Source organism: Photorhabdus machadonis (assembly GCF_052657765.1).
This window is the reverse complement of sequence record NZ_CP199761.1, coordinates 4,146,441-4,166,752: the sequence shown is the minus strand read 5'-3', so window position 1 is coordinate 4,166,752 and position 20,312 is coordinate 4,146,441. Positions and strand designations below refer to the sequence as shown.

Annotated in this window: 19 protein-coding genes; 3 read left to right on the top strand and 16 right to left on the bottom strand. The window is 41.7% G+C overall.

What is annotated here, in order from left to right; all coding sequences use genetic code 11:
- Positions 1-58 precede the first annotated feature (58 nt).
- Together ACUN2T_RS20010 and ACUN2T_RS20005 are read right to left on the bottom strand one after the other, a co-directional pair.
- The gene (locus tag ACUN2T_RS20010; protein ID WP_445494685.1) at positions 59-2,701 is read right to left on the bottom strand and encodes a bifunctional acetate--CoA ligase family protein/GNAT family N-acetyltransferase; all 2,643 of its coding nucleotides are present in this window, start codon (positions 2,699-2,701) and stop codon (positions 59-61) included.
- Positions 2,702-2,766: 65 nt separating this feature from the next.
- Entirely contained in the window at positions 2,767-3,441 is a 675-nt protein-coding gene (locus ACUN2T_RS20005) for a tRNA-uridine aminocarboxypropyltransferase (protein WP_445494684.1), read from the bottom strand.
- A 137-nt stretch (positions 3,442-3,578) separates the two neighbouring features.
- Here ACUN2T_RS20005 and ACUN2T_RS20000 point away from each other — a divergent pair, with 137 nt between their 5' ends.
- A complete protein-coding gene (locus tag ACUN2T_RS20000) occupies positions 3,579-4,595 on the top strand; it encodes a tRNA/rRNA methyltransferase (protein ID WP_445494683.1) in 1,017 nt (338 codons plus the stop codon).
- Between the two features lie 45 nt (positions 4,596-4,640).
- On the opposite strand, the gene emrB is transcribed toward ACUN2T_RS20000, so the two are convergent.
- The 13 genes from emrB to nrdH all read right to left on the bottom strand — a co-directional run bounded on the left by emrB (position 4,641) and on the right by nrdH (position 18,633).
- Positions 4,641-6,182 carry a multidrug efflux MFS transporter permease subunit EmrB gene (gene emrB / locus ACUN2T_RS19995; protein WP_445494681.1) on the bottom strand — a complete coding sequence of 514 codons (1,542 nt, stop codon included), beginning with the start codon at positions 6,180-6,182 and terminating at the stop codon, positions 4,641-4,643.
- Between the two features lie 20 nt (positions 6,183-6,202).
- Positions 6,203-7,381, bottom strand: coding sequence for a multidrug efflux MFS transporter periplasmic adaptor subunit EmrA (gene emrA, locus ACUN2T_RS19990; protein WP_445494680.1), 1,179 nt, complete (start codon positions 7,379-7,381; stop codon positions 6,203-6,205).
- A gap of 242 nt (positions 7,382-7,623) precedes the next feature.
- Complete coding sequence (mprA, locus tag ACUN2T_RS19985) at positions 7,624-8,151, bottom strand: transcriptional repressor MprA (protein WP_445494679.1); 528 nt, start codon at positions 8,149-8,151, stop codon at positions 7,624-7,626.
- 129 nt (positions 8,152-8,280) lie between these two features.
- Complete coding sequence (ygaH, locus tag ACUN2T_RS19980; protein ID WP_445497935.1) at positions 8,281-8,616, bottom strand: L-valine transporter subunit YgaH; 336 nt, start codon at positions 8,614-8,616, stop codon at positions 8,281-8,283.
- Positions 8,616-9,374, bottom strand: a complete 759-nt coding sequence (locus ACUN2T_RS19975) for an AzlC family ABC transporter permease (protein WP_445494678.1) — start codon at positions 9,372-9,374, stop codon at positions 8,616-8,618. Before ACUN2T_RS19975 ends, ygaH begins: the two co-directional genes overlap by 1 nt.
- A 125-nt stretch (positions 9,375-9,499) precedes the next feature.
- A complete protein-coding gene (locus tag ACUN2T_RS19970) occupies positions 9,500-10,690 on the bottom strand; it encodes an MFS transporter (protein WP_445494677.1) in 1,191 nt (396 codons plus the stop codon).
- A 243-nt stretch (positions 10,691-10,933) separates the two neighbouring features.
- Complete coding sequence (proX, locus tag ACUN2T_RS19965; protein WP_445494676.1) at positions 10,934-11,932, bottom strand: glycine betaine/L-proline ABC transporter substrate-binding protein ProX; 999 nt, start codon at positions 11,930-11,932, stop codon at positions 10,934-10,936.
- 71 nt (positions 11,933-12,003) lie between these two features.
- A complete protein-coding gene (gene proW / locus ACUN2T_RS19960; RefSeq protein WP_445494675.1) occupies positions 12,004-13,077 on the bottom strand; it encodes a glycine betaine/L-proline ABC transporter permease ProW in 1,074 nt (357 codons plus the stop codon).
- The gene (gene proV / locus ACUN2T_RS19955) at positions 13,070-14,269 is read right to left on the bottom strand and encodes a glycine betaine/L-proline ABC transporter ATP-binding protein ProV (RefSeq protein ID WP_445494674.1); all 1,200 of its coding nucleotides are present in this window, start codon (positions 14,267-14,269) and stop codon (positions 13,070-13,072) included. Before proV ends, proW begins: the two co-directional genes overlap by 8 nt.
- A gap of 590 nt (positions 14,270-14,859) precedes the next feature.
- Positions 14,860-15,819: a class 1b ribonucleoside-diphosphate reductase subunit beta gene (gene nrdF, locus ACUN2T_RS19950; RefSeq protein WP_445494673.1), complete on the bottom strand. Its 960-nt coding sequence runs from the start codon at positions 15,817-15,819 to the stop codon at positions 14,860-14,862.
- 21 nt (positions 15,820-15,840) lie between these two features.
- Complete coding sequence (gene nrdE / locus ACUN2T_RS19945; protein WP_445494672.1) at positions 15,841-17,970, bottom strand: class 1b ribonucleoside-diphosphate reductase subunit alpha; 2,130 nt, start codon at positions 17,968-17,970, stop codon at positions 15,841-15,843.
- A gap of 2 nt (positions 17,971-17,972) precedes the next feature.
- Positions 17,973-18,389 (bottom strand): class Ib ribonucleoside-diphosphate reductase assembly flavoprotein NrdI, encoded by a 417-nt coding sequence (gene nrdI, locus ACUN2T_RS19940; RefSeq protein ID WP_445497934.1) that lies wholly within the window; start codon positions 18,387-18,389, stop codon positions 17,973-17,975.
- Between the two features lie 13 nt (positions 18,390-18,402).
- Entirely contained in the window at positions 18,403-18,633 is a 231-nt protein-coding gene (gene nrdH / locus ACUN2T_RS19935; RefSeq protein WP_445494671.1) for a glutaredoxin-like protein NrdH, read from the bottom strand.
- Positions 18,634-18,967: 334 nt separating this feature from the next.
- On the opposite strand from nrdH, the gene ACUN2T_RS19930 reads away from it, so the two are divergent.
- A complete protein-coding gene (locus ACUN2T_RS19930) occupies positions 18,968-19,429 on the top strand; it encodes a methylated-DNA--[protein]-cysteine S-methyltransferase (RefSeq protein WP_445494670.1) in 462 nt (153 codons plus the stop codon).
- A gap of 219 nt (positions 19,430-19,648) precedes the next feature.
- Positions 19,649-19,858, top strand: a complete 210-nt coding sequence (cspE, locus tag ACUN2T_RS19925; protein ID WP_021323071.1) for a transcription antiterminator/RNA stability regulator CspE — start codon at positions 19,649-19,651, stop codon at positions 19,856-19,858.
- A gap of 77 nt (positions 19,859-19,935) precedes the next feature.
- On the opposite strand, the gene crcB is transcribed toward cspE, so the two are convergent.
- The gene (gene crcB, locus ACUN2T_RS19920; RefSeq protein ID WP_445494669.1) at positions 19,936-20,310 is read right to left on the bottom strand and encodes a fluoride efflux transporter CrcB; all 375 of its coding nucleotides are present in this window, start codon (positions 20,308-20,310) and stop codon (positions 19,936-19,938) included.
- Positions 20,311-20,312: the final 2 nt, after the last annotated feature.

Here is a 20,312-nt window from a genome sequence, read left to right as displayed (position 1 = left end):
TGATTTAACGTTCTGCTACCTAATGATTCAAGTCTGTGCGATTCATCACGTAGTTGATTTAAAGTTCAAGGGCTAAGTTTACAATACCATCCTCAAATTGAACATCTATGGTAAATCCAAGTTTTTTAGCCAGTTTTATCATGGTACGGTTTTCTGGCATGGTGATGGCGTTGAGGCGGCTTATACCATGTTCCCGCGTATAATTAATCAGCTTAATCATAAGCTGATGTCCAAGGGTAATCCCTTTTAAATCAGAGCGTACCAGCACAGCGAATTCTGCTTCGACATTATCAGGATCAGCTATGGCACGGGTGACGCCGATAATTTCCGGGGCAGTCTTAGGATGACGCACGGCAACAAATGCCATTTCACGATCGTAATCAATTTGAGTCATATTTGCTAAATCATCGTGGGTGAATTCGCTGATTTCACTGAAGTAGCGGTAATAAAGATCTTCTTTGGTAACCTGACCAATAAAATCTTTCAGCAGTGGCTCATCTTCTGGCAGAATGGGACGTAGAAGGCATTCGGCACCACTTTTCAGTTTTATGGTTTCTTCCAGTTCGCTTGGATATGGGCGGATAGCCAATCTGGTCCGTGGATCACCTTCTATTGAAGATAATTCCATTGAAACATCCAGTAGTGTGAACTCATCGCCAGAAGCCAGTAATGGATGAATATCTAGTCGTACAATTTGTGGGCAATCAAGTAACAGGTTAGATACTTGAACCAAAAGTCGGCTAAGTGCCAGCACATCTAATGATTGAGGGGAGCCCCTAAGTTTAATTTTTCTACTTTTTATGGCTTGAATAACCAGGTATCGTGCTAATGCCATATTAAGCGGCGGTAATGCTACGGCTGCTTGCGTTTCATGTGACCATTCAACACCACCTTCTCCCAGCATAATCAGTGGACCAAATACTTCGTCTTGTTCTATTGCAATACGCAATTCTTGTGCTCCGGCACGATTTGCCATGCTCTGAACTAACAGTCCCTGAACTCTTGCCTGAGGGAAATTTTGATTGACTCGTTCGATAATCGCTTGAGCAGAAGTTCTGACTTCATTTGCGTTTCGCAAATAGAGCATAACCCCCTGAACCTCTGATTTATGTGGGATATCTGGTGAACGTAATTTCAGGGCGACAGGATAACCGATCTGTTGGGCAATACTGACTGCTTCATCACTGTTATGCGCAATCCAGGTTGGAAGCGTATTGAGGCTATAGGCTTCCAAAATAGGTTGAACTTCATGGGTATCCAGACGCGAATTCCCCTGTTCCAGCGCTTGTTGTATGCACTGGTGGGCGCGGGCCGTATTGGCTGTGATGTTTGCTGATAGTGCGGGTGTTTCTGTTAATTGTTTCTGATTGCGGCGATATTCCACCATATGCATAAAAGCAGTAACGGCACCTTCCGGGGTTCGGTAAGTTGGAATACCTGCTTCACTGAACAGACGGCGGGCTTCTTGTGAAGAATATTCTCCGCACCAGTTGGTGAAGATAGTCAGCCATTTTCCCCGTGGATGTTTACGGATTGTTTCAATGACTTTTGTAGCGGTCTGAATGCCGGGAGCAATGGCGCTAGGAGAATGAATAAGTAACAGAGCATCATGGTCATGGCTGTCTAGTAAAGGTTTTAGTGCAGAAACGTAACGTTCCACCGTAGAGTCATCTCTTAAATCCAGTGGATTGTGTAAGGTGATAGTTTCTGGCAAGTGTGTTTTCAGTGCCTTCGCTGTTTCTTCACCTAGCGTTGCTAACTTACCGTTACGACGGAATAACTCATCCAGCGCCATTGCTGCCGGAGCAGCACCATTACTGACGATAAATAGCCGCTCTCCCCGTAAAGGTGACATATGGCTTAATGTTTCTACAGCAGAAAACATTTCATGTGTATCTTGCACCCGCAATAATCCAGCGCGTTGGATTGCTGCGTCATAGGCAGCATCCAGATTTTGCTGTTCACCAAGCAATTTCTGGGCCTGCTTGGTGCGCCCGCTTTTAACCACCAAAATAGGTTTATTGCGGGAAGCACTTCTGGACGCTGAAAGAAAGCGACGGGCGTCGTGAATATGCTCCAGATAGAGCAGGATTGCGCTGGTTTTACTGTCACGAGCCAGAAAATCAAGCAGATGATCAATATCAATATCTACACTGTCACCTAACGCGATAAAGTAGGAAAATCCGACGCCTCGGTGTTGAGCCCAGTCAAGAATTGTATTTGATACCGCCGCAGATTGAGAAATGAAGGCTAGTTTTCCTTTGAGTATTGGAACGGGAGAAAAGCTGGCGTTTAATCCTTGCCAGGGGGCTAATAATCCCAAACTGTTTGGCCCAAGTAGCCGGATACTATAGCGCTGGGAATACTGTTTTAGCTCAGTAAATTGGGACTCTGGTGAGGAAAGAATAATAACTGTTTTGCAACCAAGTTGTCCCAGTTGTTCCAGACATTGTAAATTGCGGTTATGATGAGTACAGATAACAGCCAAATCTGGTGTAATCGGTAATTTATCTATTGAAGGATAGGCTAAAACCCCTTGAATGGAACTGCTATTGGGTGTTATTGGCAGTATTGGCCCAGCAAATCCTCCTGCAAGCAGGTTGCGCATCATAACTGAACCCGCTCGTTCTGGTTTCTCTGAGGCACCAATTACCGCAATGGATTTAGGGCGTAATAAAGCTTCAAGTCCGCGCTGGCTCATCAGGAGGCTCCTTATTAGCGATTAATGTGGTCACTGTAATGGATTTCGTTGGCAATTGCTGTGATTTACGTTATCGGGTGATGGGGTTTACCTGCCAGATATTGTTGATGAAAATAGCTAAAATGAGTAAGCAGCCGCTGAGAAGCAACTAAGTCGCCAGCCTGTTCCAGGATGGTAGCAGCCACTTCCGCAGTGCAATGTTGTTCTTCTCTAGCGGATACCCGCAGTAAATAATCTGCTTTTGCTGCACTGTTGATTGATAATAATGGAATATCATCCAGGTAAGGGCTTTTACGGAAAATTTTCCTGGCTTCCGGCCATGTGCCATCCAGCATAATAAATAACGGTGGCTTGCTGTCGGAAGGAATATGCCGATAAACCTTACGTGGTGGTTGAGTATAACTTTCTGGAAATATCAGATAGGGCTGACGTGATGGATTTTGGATTGCCGCCAGCATTTGTGGGTCAGGAGCGGTTCTTGACCAAAGAAAAGCTTGTGTATCAGGAAGAATGTCAGCAATCAATTTACCTGTATTACTGGGTTTCATTGGTTCGGTATCAAACATGATAAGACAAAAGCGGCTGGTGGCATTCGCCGGTTCGATTGTATCGCATAGACAATTTTTCTGTGGCAGTAGACAGTAAGGGCAACGTTCTATACGGCAACCACGGGCACGAAAGGGACGAGTAGAACGAGCGAGGCGCTGCTGGCGCAGTTGGAAGACGGCATTATTATTCATAAATCAGGAATCTGGGTCCTTCAGGTAAAAAGCAGGAAAAAAATTAAAGGCATATTTTAATGGATTGTGTTTGTCAGAGGTAGCTTACCATGCACACATCAGGTAATCTTCGCGCCATAAAGTAGTTGGAGAAACGAATGAGCGATTCATACAGTGGTAAAAATGGCAAAGTCAAAGTGATGTATGTCCGCAGTGAGGACAATAGTGACAGCCGCAGCAATAATAAGCATCCATCGGGCAAAGGACGGGATCAAGGTCAGCGTCGGCGGGACAATGAGCGATCATCCCGTTCTCCGCGAGTTACTGAGCGTGAAAGATCGCCTTGGAAAACCGTTTCTCGTCCTGAGAGTGATTCTTTAACGCCAGAGCATGGCGGCATCAGTGGGAAAAGTCAGATTGATCCAGAGCAGCTTCGTCGTCAGCGAATGGAAGAAACCCGGATTTATGGTGAAAATGCTTGTCAGGCGATGTTTAAAAGCCGTTCTGAAGCGATAGTTCGTGCCTGGTTTGTTGAATCAGTGACACCACGCTTCCGTAATGCTCTAAAATGGATGGCTGCCAATCGCAAAGCTTATCATGTTGTGGATGAAGCTGAACTGGCGAAAGTATCAGGTACTGAACATCATGGCGGTGTTTGTTTTCTGATTAAAAAACGCAGTGGTTTGGATGCGGAGACCTACCTGAAAAGTGCTCCGGCAAAAGACTGTGTTCTGGCTCTTGAAGATGTGGGTAATCCACATAACCTTGGTGCTATTATGCGAAGCTGTGCGCATTTTGGTGTGCAGGGTGTGATTTTGCAGGATGTGGCTTTGCTGGAATCTGGTGCGGCTATTCGTACAGCAGAAGGTGGCGCTGAACATATTAAAGGTATTGATGCTGATGGTTTTACCACTACACTGAATAAATTTCGTGAGGCTGGTTACACCATTGTGACAACATCCAGCCATAAAAGCAGCACCAATTTAGCTAAAGCTGAATTACCCGAAAAAATGGTTCTGGTACTTGGTCAGGAACATGATGGCTTGAGTGACAGTGTTTGGGAACATGGCGATATGAGTCTGTGCGTCGGGGGCACGGGTTTGGTTGAAAGCCTGAATGTTTCTGTTGCAACTGGCGTTCTGCTGGCTGAGTGGTGGCGGCAGAATAGAGCTTGATAGTAAAAGCGGGAGCTGTAGTGCTCCCGTTCTGCTATTTAATATTCAGTGGGCTCCGCTAACGCCCTCTTTACTTCCTTGTGTGAATGGAGGTTTCGCTAACCAGACGAGTATAATCAAAATTAGGAATACGCCGGCGGAGAACCAGAAAATTTCATTTGCTGAAATTATGAGTCCCTGATGGGTAATGTTTTTTGCCAGATAAGCAGAAATTTGCTGGTTATCCATTCCCAATGCCGATAATTGCTGATAAATCTGTTGAGTCTCGGGGTTATAAGGATTGATGTGTTCCGTAAAATGAGCGTGATGCATTGCTTCGCGTTGTGTCCACATGGTCGCTGTTAGTGATGTTCCTATTGAACCTGCCAATGTTCGGATAAAGTTAGACAGACTGGATGCAGATGCCATACGTTCTGGCCGTAAGCCAGAAAGGGTAATGGTTGTCAGCGGCATAAAGAAACAGGCGACAGCAAGCCCTTGAATAAACTGAGGCCACGCCGAAGCGCCAAAGTCCATTCCTGGTTCGAATGTATATGCACGCCAGTAATAACAGACAGCGTATATAACAAAGCTGAATGTCACTATGTAACGCATATCTACGCTATTACCGCACTTACCAATCAGTGGTGATATTATCAATGGTAATAATCCTACCGGCGCTAATGCAAGTCCTGCCCAGGTTGCTGTATAGCTAAACACTTCCTGTAATAATTGAGGTAATAAAACAATTGTGCCGAAGTAGAGTAGATAAGCCAAACTCAGGCAGAGGCAACCAATAGTAAAATTGCGTTCTTTGAACAGCGACAAATCAATAATTGGGTTGTCATCGGTCAATTCCCATATTGTCAGACATATCAATGCCATTACGGCAATAACAGCCAATACGATAATTTCTGTAGAATTAAACCAGTCCAGTTCTTTACCCTGATCCAGCATAATTTGCAAACAACCCACCCCGATGACCAGTAACATGAGTCCTATTGTGTCGATAGGCTTGATCTCTGTTTGGGTTTCACGGCCTTTCAGTGTTTGCATAGCAATCAAAATAATCGCTATACCAACAGGAACGTTGATAAAGAAAATCCATCCCCAATGATAGTTATCACTGATGTAGCCACCCAGAATAGGGCCAAAAATCGGTGCGACAATAATAGTGAGTGACCATAACGCCAGCGCCATATTTCCTTTGGCTGGTGGATAATTGTTTAGCAGCAAGCTTTGCGAAAGAGGAATAAGAGGACCAGCAACTAACCCCTGAATCACCCGGAAAAAGATTAGCATTTCAAGACTATTGGAAATTCCGCACAACCAGGAAGCTATAGTAAATAGGGCTGTTGACCAGATGAATAACTTAACTTCACCAATGCGTTTTGCCAGCCATCCGGTAACCGGGATTGAAATCGCATTAGCGACACCGAAAGAGGTAATTACCCAGAGCCCTTGAGTATTTGATGACCCTAAATTACCTGCGATAGTGGGTATCGCTACGTTAGCAATTGTGGAATCCAAAACTTGCATGAAAGTTGCCAAAGATAACGCGATGGTCATCCAGGCAAGTTTGGCGCCTGTAAGCGGCTGTTTTATCACTGTTGCCTCCGGTATTATTTTTAAGCGTTATTGTTAATTATGTCGCTAACTATTTTATTTGCCGGAGACATATCTATTGCTAGTGCAGAGGTGTGGTAAGCCGATTTAGTGCGTGTTCTGTCAGACAGAACAGGCCCATCAGAACGGGTGGTATCTACCCTGACTTTAGTTGAGAGGCCGATGCGTAATGGGTATTTTTCTAACTGTCCAGGATCCAGTGTAATGCGGACGGGTAAGCGTTGAATAACTTTAATCCAATTGCCACTGGCATTTTGAGCAGGTAATAAAGAGAAGGCGCTGCCTGTACCCATATCAAGGCCAGTGATTTTGCCGCTAAATACTTTGCTTCCACCGTAGAAATCGCTGGTGATTTCTACGGGTTGACCGATACGCATACCGGCAATTTGAGTCTCTTTGAAGTTGGCTTCTATCCACATATCGTTTGCTGAAATTATCGCCATTAGTGGTGTGTTTTTATTGACTTGTGTACCAACCTGTACACTGCGGCGTGAGACATAGCCATCAATTGGGCTGACTATTTTAGTGCGTTGGAGCGCCAGCCAGGCATTACGGACTTCTGTTGCTGCTTGTTCAACGGCAGGTTGCTTCTCTAGTGGAGTATCACGGATAACTGCCTGATTAGCGTTATATTGCTCGATAGCGATATCCAGTGCGGCTCGGGCACTGGCAACGGCTTCCTGTGCATGTTGCAACTCTTCTTTGCCAATGACTTTCTGAGCGCTGAGTATTTCACGACGGCTGAGATCATTTTGAACTTTGGTCAATTCAGAGCGGCGTAGAGCGATATTAGCCTGATATTGTTTACTGTTAACTATTTGCTGATGAGTATGGCGAACACTGTTGGCCAGTGCTGTTTTTGCTTTTTCCAATGCTAACTCTGCATCACGAGGATCGAGTTGTACTAATACACTGCCGCTTTTCACAAAGTCAGTATTATCGAAGTTAACGGTGATTACGCTGCCAGTAACTTGCGACATAATCTGAACTTGATTACCTGTAACGTAGGCATTATCTGTTTCTTGGTGGTGGCGTAAAATGAGAAACCAATAAAAAAAGTAGGCAACGCCAAGCAGAGTAAATACAAGAGTCAGTAATATTAAGGCACGACTGCGTTGTCTTTTCTTGTTATCGGTTGGATTTTGTGGCGCTGGTACTTCAATTTCCTCGTTCGTGCTCATAGTAAATCTCCATGCTTGTTATCTATTTTCTGACTACTAGCATCTTTCAGGTTCAGGTCACTTTCCAGTAGTGGTATGTCACATCACTACTGGAAAGGTGAATTACACAGAATCCAATGTTATCGAAGAATAATAGTTAGCTTTTGGCAGAAAAGATCATCTTGGCTAACAAGGAAATTTTTTTCGAACAATTTAACCAGGAAAGTGTTGTTTGGATAAAAATTGCTCAATCAAATAATAAGTTATTTTTTGATACAATCGCCCATTGTATCGAGTCTGACCAGTAATTTTCTCATTAACTTCTCTAACTGTTTTTGTTCCTCCAGGTCAAGGCATGACCAAAGTCTTCTTAAGCAATCATGTTGCGGTGGAAGTAAACTATTTAAAAATTTTGTACCTTGATCTGTCAGGTGAAGGTGAAGACAGCGACGATCGTTATGACTTTCCTTTCTTTCAATCCACTCCTGCTTTTCTAATTCATCAGCAATACGTGTGGCGTTAGTACGGGAAGAACCTAATGCAGCACTTAATTCTGATGGTTGGATGCTGTGGCTTTCTTTAGTATCAAGGATCATCAGGGCCATGAACAAAGTCTCATTGATTCCTTGAGCTTTCAGCATATTATTACGGTTTTCAAGCAATTTGCTTTGGACGTGCATTGATAACCTAGTCAACAGGATCTCTTGATAAGGGATATCTTTATTTAATTTGGCTTGCTGTGCTGCACGAATATTCAGTAATTCTTCGGTAGGCGTAAACGAACTTTCCATTATTTAGATACCTTATTAGTTTCAACTGGTAAGATAACTTTTGTTATCAAACATCCAAATGGTATATTAAAAGATAAATTTAGCAATTGTAGTTATTTATTATCATCATATTTCTTTTGATATTGATACCTAATTCATAAATATTTTGAATGTTAGTCCAAAAAGTAGCGCTCCGAATAACGTTGCGAGTATAATTTTCTTTGTTTTGTAAAAAATTAAGCAAATAGTTAAAAAGCCCACCAAGGTAGGAAATAGCTTTTTACTGTCTCTCATTACATCAGGTATACCTGATACGATGAGTAAAGCGCAGATAGATGCAATACCAATGCTATCAAGAATAATGCCTGTTTTTCCACCTTGTCTGTCGCCAGATTGACGCGCTTTCCCAAAGCGCAGTGGAAGATAGCGGAACAAAAAGTTAGCTAACCCAACAAATAGCCCAATGAGTAAAATTCTACTGTCAATCATTGTGTTTCCTTTTGTTCATAAGTGTCATTACAACTGCTTCGTGGTTGTAACAATGCTGCGATACAACCACCGACAATACCCGCCAGAATGGCAACAGGGATTGAGAAAAGAGTCATTCCCAACAGTGCCCCAATCAGTGCTGCTGCAACACAATAACTGTTTTGTTTTCTGCAAGATGCAAGCAGAAAACTTAGAAATAGTGCCGGTAACATGAAAGTCATGGCAGCTTCTATCGCAGGGTAGGATCTCAGATAACTGTTGCCCAGAAATGCGCCGGCGGCTGTACCAACAACCCAGGCAAGCCAGGAACAGCTTGCAATAGCAACCATCCAGTTTTCACTCCAACTACGTTGGTTCTTAATCAGTTTTGCGGTGGCTGCGGCAAAAACTTCATCTGTCAGACCAAAAGCCCAGATGAGGGTTTTTTTCTCTGTTAGTTTATCTTTAATACGATGTCTTAAGGAGGGACCATAAAGGATATGGCGAACATCCATTGCCAGTATTGTCAGGGCAGAAACCCATAATGACATGCCCGCGCTCAGTAAAGCCGTGATAACGAATTGGCTTGCACCGGCGTAGATGATGCATGAAAAGAAAATGGCTTCTATTGGGTTGAAGCCAAGTTTGACTGCACTAAGACCGAAAGCAAAAGCGACGGGAATGTACCCGATAACGATGGGTAAACTATCTATTATTCCCTCAGTAAAGGAGGATTTTTTACTGGGTAAAGGCGTTAATGTGTCAGGAACAGGCATACAATACATCCGGCTACATAAATGTTGTGTAACATTAACAAAATGAAATAAAATAGAAAATATTATCCTTACTAAATGTTTCATAAATGTTTTTATTAAGACGTTCTTTTGCCATAACTTGTTTCTTACAACGTTTTTAGCTCATGCCTTTTGCCTAAAAACCACACGATCAGACTGATTATACAGATGGTCATTCCGGTGGCAGTAACGCCATACCAACCCGAATGTTTATAAGCATAACCTGAAACCAGAGAGCCAAGAGCGCCACCAATAAAATAGCTGGTCATGTAAGCGGAGGTGAGTCGGTTTCTGGCTTCTGGCATGATGCGGTAGATCGTACTTTGATTCGTAACGTGAACACCTTGAATCGCAGTATCAAGGAGCAGAATACCGATCAGAAAGCCGATCAATGATTCTTTGGCGAAGCCAATCGGTATCCATGAAAGAAGTAGTAGCACCAGAGCAATGCTGGTGGTCAGAGAACCTTTTCCTTTATCAACCAGTTGCCCGGTTTTAGTTGCCATCAGTGCTCCTGCGGCACCGACTAACCCAAATAAACCGATTATTCCTTCGGAGTAGTTAAAAGGAGGTGCTGAGAGCAGGAATGCCATTGATGTCCATAGAAGGCTGAAGTTGGCAAATGTTAGTGCTCCCAATATGGCTCGTACTCTTAGAAGGGGAGTTGTGGCGACGAGTTTTACAATAGAGCCAAGTAATTGGAAGTAATTGAGAGTGGTCACTTGTTTGTAATGAGGTAGGCAACGCCATAATGTCAGGGCGAGAATCACGAGTAAGACGCTGGCAACCCAAAAAATAGTTCGCCAGCCACCAAGAGTGGTCATTGCTCCAGAGAGGGTTCTTGCCAGTAATATTCCAAGTAGCAATCCACTCATAATTATACCAACGGCTCTTCCTCGCTGATGGGGAAGAGCAAGTGTTGCCGCCAGAGGGACCAGTATTTGGGCAACTACGGAAAATAGGCCTGTCAGTGCAGTTCCCAGCAACATTTGCCAGATATTTTGCGACATAGCGGTAATCAGCAATCCAACAGCGGCTAACATTGTCATTGAGACAATCAGGCTGCGTCGTTCAAACATATCACCTAATGGTACAAGGAATATCAGGCCTACGGCATAGCTCAACTGAGCTGTGGTCACAATAAAACTCGTTTCGCTGGCAGTTAGATTAAATTGTAGTGCGATAGTATTAAGCAACGGTTGCGCATAGTAGTTACTGGCAACAACCAAACCTGTGGCAATGGCCATCAGAGCAATCAAAGCGGGGCTTAATGGTGTATGGGAAATATTCTCTTCCATAGATGTATTTTCTTATGCTTAAACGGCAAGTTAGAGGGAGTAGATAGCTCGCTAAGAGCTTGTAGTCATGAGTTAAATTTTTTGCATTGTAATGAGTTTTTATTATCAGTTTCAATGATAAAACCGGGATGGTGGTAGAAAGAAACCGACAAACATTGTATGAATTGACCGATTTGGCGTAAGGAAAGTGTAAGTGGAAAACAGTGAATTGGCATATGCCAATTCACTCTATTATTCAGTGTGTTAATTTGTTTTTTCGATCTTAATGGCCGTTTCAATCCAGCTATCAAATAATTTTTGGTGGGCTTTGATCCAACTGTTGGTATGGCGTTCAATATCTTTTTGTGATGCTTCACCATTATGCATCCGCAAGTTTTGGGCGTTAATATCAGCAAGCGGTATTTTCATAATAGAAAACAACTTGGCTGCTGCTGGGTTATCTTCTGCCCATTTTCTATTGGCGGCAATATGCATAATACTTGGCGGGAAACCGTAATTAGCGCCATTTGGCAGCGTGGTGTTTATCTTTTCACCGTTAGGCATAGCCGAGAAGGGAACTTGTAGCCAGACGACATCTTTACCCGGTTTCAGCACATCACTGATCCAGTAAGGTGTCCATGTATAATATAAAACAGGTTTACCTTCTTTATAGCGGGTAATGGTATCTGCCATCATGGCGGCATAATTTCCTTGATTATGTTCAACACTATTGTTCAAGCCATAAGCTTTAAGGTGATGGTTAATCGCGGCTTCACAGCCCCATCCAGGGTTACAGCCGGTAAGATCGGCTTTGCCATTACCGTTGGTATCAAATAATTTGGCTATTTTCGGATCTTTCAATTGGACAATATTCGTGATGTGGTATTTTTCCGCTGTTTTTTTGTCGATCAAATAACCTTGAGCCGCATTTTCTACGTAATTACCAACACGGTAAAATTTGGCATCACCACCTGCTGCCTGATATTGGGTATTGTGCAGTGGTTCCCAGCTTACGGCCATAAAGGTCGCGTCACCGGAAGCGATAGAGGAGTAGGCGACATTGTAGTCGACTTCTTTGATTGGTTTGACATCATAGCCAAGTTTTTCCAGTGCTTTATTGACGATAAGAGTCTGAAATGTTTCTTCGGTAATGGTGCTTTGTATTGGCTGTATACTGATATCTTTACCAGGTAACTCAACAGCAAATGACTGAGAGCTTATCAATGATGATAAGGCCATCGCCCAGATAACTATTTTGCGCACAGTTTTTCCTCCTGTAGTCGTCATCATATTTTTATTAAAAACTTGTGGTTTGATATATATCATTGTGAAAACTATGCTTTTTTTCTGAATAAATGGGTAACTAACCCAATTGGCCCGGAGGTATACCAGCGATTTATGCCTTTGGTGCGGCTATCACGACCAAGAGATTGTGTCAAACGGTCAAGGAGAATCGCGAGAATAACGATCCCAACACCACCTACCGCGGCGAGCCCCATATCAAGACGACCAATACCTCGCAGAACCATTTGGCCTAAACCACCGACGGCGATCATTGAGGCGATAACAACCATTGACAGTGCCAGCATCAGAGTTTGGTTTATACCGGCCATAATTGTCGGCATAGCCAGTGGTAATTGAACTTTAAACAGCATTTGACGAGGACTGGCACCAAAAGATTCGGCTGCTTCTATCAGATCTGACGGAACCTGCTTGATACCCAAAATTGTCAGACGGACAATTGGAGGTAAGGCGAAGATAATGGTGACAATAACTCCAGGTACGTTACCGATACCAAATAGCATGACAATTGGCACCAGATAGACAAACGCTGGCGTGGTTTGCATGGCATCAAGCAGAGGTCGGATGATTTTGGCGGCTCTTCTACTGCGGGCTAGCCAGATACCAAGTGGTAAGCCAATGATGATACAGAACAACAGAGATGTCAGAGCCAATGCCAGAGTGACCATAGCTTCAGACCATGCTCCGATTGCACCAATAATTATCAGCGAAACAAGTGACGCGATACCCATACCAATGCCTGATAGCTGCCAGGCAATCAGAGCAAAAAACAGGATTGCAACGGGGGCGGGCATTGAGGTTAGAAATTGTTCAAAATTGCTGAGAACAAAATCAATTGGGACACGCATCACCTGAAATGTTGGGCGAAAATTCAGTACAACCCAGTCAATAACATGGGTGACCCATGAGTCGAAAGGAATAAGCGTGTGTTGGAATGGATCCATGATATTGAAATGTTCAGGCTGTACGGTTGTTGCTGGTGCATCCAGCCAGTTAGAACTGGCTGAATTGTCAACACTGGCTTCGCTACTCCAGGGGTCTATGCTATCAGCTGGATCCTTCGTATCCTGTGCCGGTTGAGTTTGATGTTCATTTTGATTACCCATTTGGTGTCTCCTTATCTAAAGCCTGCAACAACATCCCTTTGGAAATAACCCCGATGTATTTGTCGTTATCCCCAACAACCGGAATCGCACAAGGTGATTGTGCTACAACAGAAATTAGTTCATTGAGAGGCATATCTGCGGCAACGGCGGTTGGCTCTGTCAGTATGGCGTGTTCGATTGGTTTTTTTTCCCGTAATGTTTTTTCCAATGAATTTACGGAAACCACACCAGCAAACTTTTGCCCACGTTCGATCAGATAACCGTAATTCCTGTTCTCGTCATCCAGGACTTTCAATGCGGAAAGAGGGCCAAAACCTGGCGCAACATGGAGAAGAGAGTCTGGGCGGCGGCGAGCGACATCTTTGGCACTGAATACATGGCTGATATCTACGCCACGGAAAAAGGTCTTCACATAGTCGTTTGCCGGATTATTCAGGATTTCATCAGGTGTCCCGATTTGTACAACAACACCGCCTTGCATAATGGCAATTCGATCCCCGATACGCATTGCTTCATCCAAATCATGAGAGATAAAGATGATGGTCCGTGGCTGATTGCCTTGCAGACTGAGTAACTCGTCCTGCATTTCTGTCCGAATTAATGGGTCAAGGGCAGAAAATGCTTCATCCATCAGCAAAATATCCGGATTATTAGCTAGTGCTCTGGCAAGCCCGATACGTTGGCGCATTCCGCCTGAAAGTTCATCTGGATAGGATTGCGCATAATTTTCCAGATTGACCTGTTTCAGTGCATCCAACGCTTTTTTGTGGCGTTCTTGTTTTGGGATGCCGGCAAGTTCCATACCAAAAGCCGTATTTTCCATTACGTTTAAATGTGGCATCAGTGCGAATGATTGGAAAACCATACTGATTTTTTTACGGCGAACTTCTCTTAACGCTGTTTCTGAAATCCCAGAAATATCTTCACCATCAATTAATACCTGACCGCGAGTCGGTTTTATCAGACGATTGAGAAGGCGTACCATTGTGGATTTTCCGGAGCCTGATAATCCCATGATGACAAATATTTCGCCTTCTTCAATGGCCAGATTGGCATTTTGTATACCAATGGTCAGACCTGTCTTTTCAAATATCTGATCCTTATTCAAGCCAGAATTCAGTAACTTGAATGCATATTCTGGATTGTTACCAAATATTTTATAGAGGTTTTTAACTTCAAGTTTAATTGCCATGAAATAGTTACTTTCCTTTCAATGGTTATTTAATGGTTTTATGCATTATTCATCTCTGCATGATTCTTTGAAGATATATACCCTAACATACTGAGAGAGCCTGACAACCCTATGTTAATGTTAATTAATGTAAAAAATAGTGATATTAAATTAATTGGAGTAAATGTATTTGGCGTTATTTCATTATTATTAGCAAATTATTTTCTATGAATTGATTCTATTGCTGAAAGGATGTTTCATTTCTATGCTATTGTTATTAATGTGTTTTTTTGAAGCATGAGTAATGATTGGTCAATTGTGTTTTAGATGAAATTGGTTATTAATTTATAATGTTGATTATACCTTTTTAGAATAAAATTTAATTTAAAATCAATTAGATTTATTAATGATTTTTGTTATTTTAAATGATAAGAATGGCTCTTTATGGCAAAAAATGTTCGCAGGAATCGCTACAACTGTAAAAAACACCATAAAAAATATAAGGATTTCATGGTATTTTATCGTTTAAAAAACAGACTCGATGATATTGTTTTTGAATATTATGGTTATCTGACGTTAGAAATATTCTATGTAAAATGAAGTCATTTTATTCAGAAATCCCAATCTTCATCCTCTGTATTAATTGCTTTACCAATAACATACGATGAACCTGAACCGGAAAAGAAATCATGGTTTTCATTTGCACCAGGTGATAATGAGGAGAGTATTGCCGGGCTGACATCCGTGGTTTCTGAGGGAAATAAGGCTTCATATCCAAGATTCATTAATGCTTTATTGGCATTATAATGTAGGAATTTTTTAATATCTTCAGCCCAGCCTACAATACCATAAAGCTCTTCTGTGTATTTCGCTTCATTTTCGTATAAATCTAATAATAATGAAAAGGCAAAGTCTTTAATTTCTTTTTTCTCTGATTTAGGATATTTATCCAATGATTTTTGGAATTTATATCCAATATAATAACCGTGAATAGCCTCATCTCGGATAATAAGTCGGATTAAATCGGCTGTATTTGTTAATTTCCCCCGACTTGACCAATACATAGGCAAATAGAAGCCTGAATAAAATAAAAATGATTCCAGAAAAACACTGGCGACCTTTTTCTTTAATGGATGTTTATCACAGTAATAATTTAAGATAATTTTAGCTTTATTCTGTAATGAAAAATTCTTTTCACTCCAGCGATAGGCGTCATCCACATCAACAGTCAGGCATAATGTTGAAAAGATGGAACTGTAAGAACGTGCATGAACGGCTTCCATAAAACTAATATTGGACATAACTGCTTCTTCGTGAGGTGTCAGTGCATCTTCCATCAATGCCGGAGCGCCGACTGTGTTCTGGATGGTGTCCAATAGAGTTAACCCGGTAAATACCCGGATAGTCAGTTTTTTCTCTTCTGCCGTTAGTGTATTCCATGAGGGAATATCATTGGATAACGGAATTTTTTCGGGTAGCCAAAAGTTAGTTGTCAGCCGGTTCCAGACTTCCAGATCTTTGTCGTCTTCAATTCGGTTCCAGTTAATTGCATATATAGGGTTACTAATCATAATAAATTTCCAGTATTAATTTTATAGTGAGCATGAAACACAGCCTTGTATTTCTGTGCCTTCCAGAGCGGTTTGCCTCAGACGAATGTAATAAAGTGTTTTGATCCCTTTACGCCAGGCATAAATTTGGGCTTTGTTAATGTCGCGAGTAGTGGAACCATCTTTAAAGAAGAGTGTTAGTGATAATCCTTGATCGACATGTTGAGTCGCTGCGGCATAAGTATCAATAATCTTTTCTGGTCCTATTTCATAAGCATCTTTGTAATATTCAAGATTATTATTGGTCATAAACGGAGCTGGGTAATATACTCGTCCTGTTTTGCCATCTTTACGAATCTCAATACGGGATACAATCGGGTGAATACTTGAGGTTGAATTGTTGATATATGAAATAGAACCTGTGGGAGGTACAGCTTGAAGATTCTGATTGTAAATACCATGAGCCATCACTGAGGTTTTTAATTCAAGCCAGTCTTGTTGACTGGGAATAGTTATTCCCGCTTGTTCAAATAGTTGACGGACTTTTTTTGTCTGAGGTTGCCATGATCTTTCCGTATATTTATTGAAAAATTCACCACTGGCATAACGGGAATCTTTAAAACTTTTAAAGTAGCTATTTCGCTCAATTGCAATCTGATTTGAAGTACGTAAAGCATGATAAGTGACAATATAGAAATAGATGTTTGTGAAATCAATCCCTTCTTCAGAACCATAATGAATGCTTTCCCTTGCCAAATAGCCGTGAAGATTCATTTGACCCAAACCAATCGCATGAGAATCCTGATTTCCTTTTTCGATAGAAGGAACTGAACCGATATGACTCATATCTGATACGGCAGTTAAGGCGCGAACAGCTGTTTCAATAGAAAGGGCAAAATCAGGTGAGTCCATGGTATGAGCGATATTCATCGATCCCAGATTACAACTAATATCTTTCCCAATATGGCAGTAATTTAAATCATCGTTATATTCACTGGCACTGTTAACCTGTAAAATTTCGGAACATAAATTACTCATATTGATCCGGCCTTTAATTGGGTTAGCATGATTCACGGTGTCTTCATACATAATATAGGGATAACCGGATTCGAATTGGATCTCAGCTAATGTCAGGAAAAATTCACGGGCATTGATTTTTGATTTGCGAATTTGTTTGTTATTTACCATTTCAGCATATTTTTCTGTAATGCTAATTTCAGACATTGGCACGCCATAAACCCGCTGAATATCATAAGGTGAGAATAGATACATTTCTTCATTGTGTTTAGCCAATTTAAAAGTGATATCAGGAATGACGACCCCAATGGAGAGTGTTTTTATACGGATCTTTTCGTCGGCATTTTCCCGTTTTGTATCCAGAAAACGAAGAATATCAGGGTGATGAGCATTGAGATAAACGGCACCTGCACCCTGGCGTGCACCAAGTTGATTGGCATATGAAAATGCATCTTCCAGCATTTTCATCACTGGAACGACACCTGATGATTGATTTTCAATCATTTTTATTGGTGCGCCGGTTTCTCGTAGATTACTTAGTAAGCAGGCGACACCACCACCACGTTTTGAAAGCTGTAATGCTGAATTGATTGAACGCCCGATGGATTCCATATTGTCCTCAATTCGCAGCAGGAAACAGGAAACCAGCTCTCCTCGCTGCTTCTTACCACAATTAAGAAAAGTTGGCGTTGCTGGTTGAAAGCGGCCACTGATAATTTCATCGACTAGACGGTTAGCCAGTACCTGATCGCCTTGAGCTAAGGTCAGTGCGACCATGCATACCCGATCCTCATAGCGTTCCAGATAGCGTTTATTATCGAAAGTTTTCAGTGTATAGCTGATGTAATATTTGAATGCGCCCAAAAAAGTTTGAAAGCGGAATTTTCTACTATAGGCTTGCTGAAAAAGCTTTTTAATAAAAGTAAAATCATATTTTTTTAGTACTTCAGTTTCGTAATATCCCTTTTGCTGAAGAAAATCGAGTTTTTCTTTCAGATCATGAAAAAAGACCGTGTTTTGATTTACATGTTGGTGGAAATAGTGATGTATGGCCAGTTTGTCTTTATCAAACTGAATATTTCCGTCATTATCGTACAGATTGAGCATAGCATTGAGAGCATGATAATCCTGCCGCTCGTTAATTTGGAAAGTCATGATTATATATTCTCTGGTGAGTAATGTTGCCAGAATCTTTGGATACCCTGGCGTACTTGGTGTACATCTTCTTCAGTACCCAATAGTTCAAAACGGTATAGGAGTGGTATCTGACATTTTTCTGAAATTATCCGTCCGGCGATACCGTAAGCTTCGCCAAAGTTTGTATTCCCGGCGGCGATGACTCCCCGAATTAGCGCCCGGTTTTCGGCAACATTTAGAAACTGGATCACTTGTGGTGGAACCGCGCCTTTAGCACGGCCACCACCATAACTTGGTATCAGTAAAATGTAAGGTGAAGTGACATTGAGCAGACTGCCTGATTGATTTATCGGAATACGAAGCGCTGGCATCTTTAGTTTTTGGACAAATCTGTAGCTATTTCCGGATGAACTGGAGAAGTAGACCAGCGGATTCATAGTCATAATAAACCTACAAATTCTCAGATAACGCATTGATTTTATCAGGGCGGAACCCTGACCAATGTTGTGTACCTGCAACGACTACGGGAACTTGCAGGTAACCCATAGTGCGGACAGTCGCTAAAGCCTGTTGATTTTCGGTTAAGTCAATAATCTGATAGGGAATATTTCTTTGGTTTAGAGCTTGGTAGGTTGCGTTGCATTGTACGCAGTCAGGTTTGCTATAAATAGTAATGCTCATTAATGACTCCTTTTTCAGTTCGTGAGTGTGTAATGACGAAATTTGATTCACAGGTAACCATTTCCTAAAAGGCTATAACTTGATTTATACTATATGTGGTGAAATTTTATTTCAACCATACTATATATAGTGTTAATTTTACATTGAGTGACTGTCATCAAAATTGCGGTGTTGTTTATTCTCTATTGGCTGGGAGACATTTCCCCTATCGGGAAAATTTAAGTTTTCTAGTCGGTGGTAAGGGAGCAACTGAATTCATCATTGCAATTTATTGAAAAGACGATTTACTCTAATCCCTATAATGATTGATATTTTTTCAATGGAGGAGGAGGCTATGTATCATCAGTATTTTGATACACCTAAAGGATTTCCGAAACTGTATATTCATATCACTGCGGATGATAAGGGAGTGACTAGTCTGTATTTTGTTGATGAAAAAACAGCGCCTGAAGTGAAAAATGATACTACTAAACAGTGCGTGAAGGAGCTACGGGGGTATTTCACGGGTAAACGTACTGCGTTTTCTGTTCCACTCAATCCGACAGGAACTGAATTCCAGCAGCGTGTATGGTCGCAGTTATGTCAGATCCCGTTTGGCGAAGTGTGGAGTTATAAGCAACTATCATTGGCATTAGGTTCAGTTAATTATTGTCGTGCTGTAGGAATGGCTAATTCTCGTAATCCTATCTCATTAATCGTACCTTGCCACCGTGTTATTGGACATGATGGTAAATTGGTGGGGTATACCGGTGGTCTGAATATTAAAAGCTGGTTATTGGAACATGAAAAAGCATAACAGTTTGCTTGCTTAATAAATTGCCTGATAAAAGACCAAGGAAGGTGATAGAATATTTACATATGTGCATTATTTGGCAGCAAAACTAAATAAAAGATAAGATCTATTGTATTTTATTATGCTTTTCGTGATCTTGGTTGTAGACAATGAACCAATTTATTTGCTGTACTGTATATGACACAGGTTTTGTGTCTTATTTTCACGTTAAAGGTAAGTTTGATGTCAAAAATTAAAGGTAACGTTAAGTGGTTTAATGAATCTAAAGGATTCGGGTTTATCACTCCAGAAGATGGTAGCAAAGACGTATTTGTGCATTTCTCTGCTATTCAGAGCAACGGATTTAAAACTCTGGCAGAAGGTCAAAAGGTAGAGTTTGAAATCACTGACGGCGCTAAAGGTCCATCTGCTGTAAACGTTGTCGCTATCTGATTTTAACTCCGTATTTTGAAAAACCCGTTGTATCAACGGGTTTTTTTTGATTTTTGTGAGCGTGCATAATTTTAAATTCAAAGCTCGTTCATCAATGCGAAAGCTAAAATGGTCATCAGTAATGAGCCGAAAAGATTAAGTAAAACTGTTCCCAATGCCCATCCCAGTTTTCCATCCAGTAACAAATAAGCGACTTCAACAGAAAACGTGGAAAAAGTTGTTAAACCGCCGCAAAAACCGGTGGTTAGCATGAGTTTCCAGACCGGATCAAGATGGGCGGATTTATTAAAATAGGCTAATCCCAGCCCGATGATCAACGCACCAATACAGTTAACGGTAAGGGTGCCAACCGCGATGTTAGTAGAAATACTATTAAGGCGGAGGCTGATAAACCAGCGTAATACACTGCCTAAGCCACCACCAATAAAGACAGCCAACATAATATTAATCATAG

Excerpts from the sequence above, each read along its gene's own strand:
- ACUN2T_RS20005 (WP_445494684.1), bottom strand. The coding sequence starts at position 3,441 with ATGAATAATAATGCCGTCTTCCAACTGCGCCAGCAGCGCCTCGCTCGT.
- nrdI (WP_445497934.1), bottom strand. The coding sequence starts at position 18,389 with ATGAATCCGCTGGTCTACTTCTCCAGTTCATCCGGAAATAGCTACAGA.
- proV (WP_445494674.1), bottom strand. The coding sequence starts at position 14,269 with ATGGCAATTAAACTTGAAGTTAAAAACCTCTATAAAATATTTGGTAAC.
- nrdF (WP_445494673.1), bottom strand. The coding sequence starts at position 15,819 with ATGATTAGTAACCCTATATATGCAATTAACTGGAACCGAATTGAAGAC.
- ACUN2T_RS20010 (WP_445494685.1), bottom strand. The coding sequence starts at position 2,701 with ATGAGCCAGCGCGGACTTGAAGCTTTATTACGCCCTAAATCCATTGCG.
- cspE (WP_021323071.1), top strand. The coding sequence starts at position 19,649 with ATGTCAAAAATTAAAGGTAACGTTAAGTGGTTTAATGAATCTAAAGGA.
- nrdH (WP_445494671.1), bottom strand. The coding sequence starts at position 18,633 with ATGAGCATTACTATTTATAGCAAACCTGACTGCGTACAATGCAACGCA.
- ACUN2T_RS19975 (WP_445494678.1), bottom strand. The coding sequence starts at position 9,374 with ATGCCTGTTCCTGACACATTAACGCCTTTACCCAGTAAAAAATCCTCC.
- emrA (WP_445494680.1), bottom strand. The coding sequence starts at position 7,381 with ATGAGCACGAACGAGGAAATTGAAGTACCAGCGCCACAAAATCCAACC.
- mprA (WP_445494679.1), bottom strand. The coding sequence starts at position 8,151 with ATGGAAAGTTCGTTTACGCCTACCGAAGAATTACTGAATATTCGTGCA.
- crcB (WP_445494669.1), bottom strand. The coding sequence starts at position 20,310 with ATGATTAATATTATGTTGGCTGTCTTTATTGGTGGTGGCTTAGGCAGT.
- nrdE (WP_445494672.1), bottom strand. The coding sequence starts at position 17,970 with ATGACTTTCCAAATTAACGAGCGGCAGGATTATCATGCTCTCAATGCT.
- ACUN2T_RS19970 (WP_445494677.1), bottom strand. The coding sequence starts at position 10,690 with ATGGAAGAGAATATTTCCCATACACCATTAAGCCCCGCTTTGATTGCT.
- proW (WP_445494675.1), bottom strand. The coding sequence starts at position 13,077 with ATGGGTAATCAAAATGAACATCAAACTCAACCGGCACAGGATACGAAG.
- ACUN2T_RS20000 (WP_445494683.1), top strand. The coding sequence starts at position 3,579 with ATGAGCGATTCATACAGTGGTAAAAATGGCAAAGTCAAAGTGATGTAT.
- ACUN2T_RS19930 (WP_445494670.1), top strand. The coding sequence starts at position 18,968 with ATGTATCATCAGTATTTTGATACACCTAAAGGATTTCCGAAACTGTAT.